Annotated in this window: 3 protein-coding genes and 1 pseudogene; all 4 read right to left on the bottom strand. The window is 69.5% G+C overall.

Annotated features, from left to right (window positions below; translation table 11 throughout):
* Positions 1-930: GTPase ObgE (gene obgE, locus J7E97_RS22810; RefSeq protein WP_251054985.1), on the bottom strand; the 930-nt coding region annotated here is incomplete at its 3' end.
* A gap of 170 nt (positions 931-1100) precedes the next feature.
* Positions 1101-1355 carry a 50S ribosomal protein L27 gene (gene rpmA / locus J7E97_RS22815; protein WP_030013081.1) on the bottom strand — a complete coding sequence of 85 codons (255 nt, stop codon included), beginning with the start codon at positions 1353-1355 and terminating at the stop codon, positions 1101-1103.
* 13 nt (positions 1356-1368) lie between these two features.
* A complete protein-coding gene (gene rplU / locus J7E97_RS22820; RefSeq protein ID WP_112446572.1) occupies positions 1369-1689 on the bottom strand; it encodes a 50S ribosomal protein L21 in 321 nt (106 codons plus the stop codon).
* A gap of 278 nt (positions 1690-1967) precedes the next feature.
* A pseudogene (locus J7E97_RS22825) lies at positions 1968-2420 on the bottom strand (ribonuclease E/G); the annotation flags it as partial.

Below are 2420 nucleotides of genomic sequence, written 5' to 3' on the forward strand. Positions count from 1 at the left end.
CTCGAAGACCTTGTAGCCGCGGGCCTCCAGGTCCGGGCGGACCATGTCGGCGAGCTCCTTGCCGTCCGGAATGTCGACCTTGTTGAGGACGACGAGGCGGGGGCGCTTCTCCAGGCCGCCGCCGTAGAGCTTGAGCTCCTCCTCGATGGCGTCGAGGTCGGCGACCGGGTCGCGGTCGGACTCCAGGGTGGCGGTGTCCAGGACGTGCACGAGGATCGAGCAGCGCTCGACGTGGCGCAGGAACTCCAGGCCGAGGCCCTTGCCCTGGCTGGCGCCCGGGATGAGGCCCGGGACGTCGGCGATCGTGTAGACCGTCGAGCCGGCGGTGACGACGCCCAGGTTCGGGACGAGGGTGGTGAAGGGGTAGTCCGCGATCTTCGGCTTGGCCGCGGAGAGCACCGAGATCAGCGAGGACTTGCCGGCGCTCGGGAAGCCGACCAGCGCCACGTCGGCGACGGTCTTGAGCTCCAGGATGACGTCGCCGCCGGTGCCGGGGACGCCGAGGAGCGCGAAGCCGGGGGCCTTGCGGCGGGCGGAGGAGAGCGCGGCGTTGCCGAGGCCGCCGCGGCCGCCTTCGGCCGCGACGTACGTGGTGCCCTGGCCGACGAGGTCGGCGAGGACGTTGCCCTCCTTGTCGAGGACGACGGTGCCGTCCGGCACGGGCAGGACGAGGTCCTGGCCGTCCTTGCCGGAGCGGTTGCCGCCCTCGCCGGGCTTGCCGCTGGTGGCCTTGCGGTGGGGGCTGTGGTGATAGTCCAGCAGGGTGGTGACAGCCTGCTCCACCACCAGGATGACGTCGCCGCCACGGCCGCCGTTGCCGCCATCGGGGCCGCCGAGCGGCTTGAACTTCTCCCGGTGAACGGAGGCGCAGCCGTGGCCCCCGTTACCCGCGGCGACGTGCAGCTCGACGCGGTCCACGAAGGTGGTCATGGGTGTTCCTCCAGATACATACGGGAATGTCCCGGGCAGGCCTTGCTGCCCATTAAAACGTGTCTATGTGACAACGCGCCGAGGGCGGACCTCTCTTCCCGGCTGACGCCGGGAAGAGTTGAGATCCGCCCTCGGGATGTTTCGAACTGCCGATTCAGCCGGAGCTGAGATCAGGCGGCCGGAACGATGTTGACGACCTTGCGGCCACGGTGCGTGCCGAACTCGACCGAACCGGCCTGCAGCGCGAACAGCGTGTCGTCGCCACCACGACCGACACCCGAACCCGGGTGGAAGTGGGTGCCGCGCTGGCGAACGAGGATCTCACCAGCGGAAACGACCTGACCGCCGAAGCGCTTCACGCCGAGCCGCTGAGCATTGGAATCGCGCCCGTTCCGAGTGGACGATGCGCCCTTCTTGTGTGCCATGTCTCAGTCCCTCTTACTTCGCAGCCGCGGGAATACCGGTGACCTTGATCGCCGTGTACTGCTGGCGGTGACCCTGGCGACGGCGGTAGCCGGTCTTGTTCTTGTAACGCAGGATGTCGATCTTGACGCCCTTGTGGTGATCCACGATCTCAGCCGTGACCTTGACGCCGGCCAGGACCCACGGGTCGCTGGTCACGGCTTCGCCGTCGACAACGAGCAGGGTCGAGAGCTCGACCGTGTCGCCAACCTTGGCGGTGGGAATCTTGTCAACTTCAACGATGTCGCCGACAGCAACCTTGTGCTGGCGACCACCGCTGCGCACGATGGCGTACACGCGGAACTCTCTCTCACTCGGGGCGGATGCTCCTGAAGCCAGCCACTCAGGCAGGGCCCGCCGCAAGGACGGGACCGGACCGATCCGGAAGGACGAGCGGCCTCTCCCGCACGTGGTGCTCAGCGGGAGGAAGGTGCTCAGGAGCGCGGCACGTTTTAAACGTAATCGTCTAAGACATGCCGACGGTCTAGGTTACGGGCCCGGTTCCAGGGGGTCAAACCGGGTCCCGCAAGGCTGTGGGCCCCGCCACACGGCGGGGCCCACAGCCCGGAAGCGGATCAGGCTTCGGTCGGAGCCGAGACGGAGGGCAGCGTCTGCTGCTCGGCCGCCGCGGTCTTCTTCGTCGCCCGCTTCGTCACGGTCTTCTTCGCGGCCGTCTTGGCCGTCGTCGCCTTCTTGGCGACGGTCTTCTTAGCGGCCGCCGCCTTCTTGGCCGGGGCCTTCTTCGCCGTGGTCGTGGTCGCCTTCTTGGCGGCCGTCTTGCGGACCGCCTTCTTGGCGGGAGCCTCCGGGGCGGCCTCCTCGACGACGGGCTCGGCGGCCGGCGCCGGGGTCTCCACCGGCGTCTCGACGACCACCACGGCCGCCTCCGCGCCCACCGGGGAACCGGCGGGTGCGGTGGCCTTGCGGGTGGCACGGCGACGCGGACGGGCCGGCGCGGCCTCGACCACGGGCTCCGCCGGGGCCTCCACGACGACCGGCGCCGGCTCGGGCTCGGCCTCGGGCTCCGG

The sequence above is a fragment of the Streptomyces sp. ISL-66 genome (assembly GCF_018614135.1).
Taxonomy (GTDB): domain Bacteria; phylum Actinomycetota; class Actinomycetes; order Streptomycetales; family Streptomycetaceae; genus Streptomyces.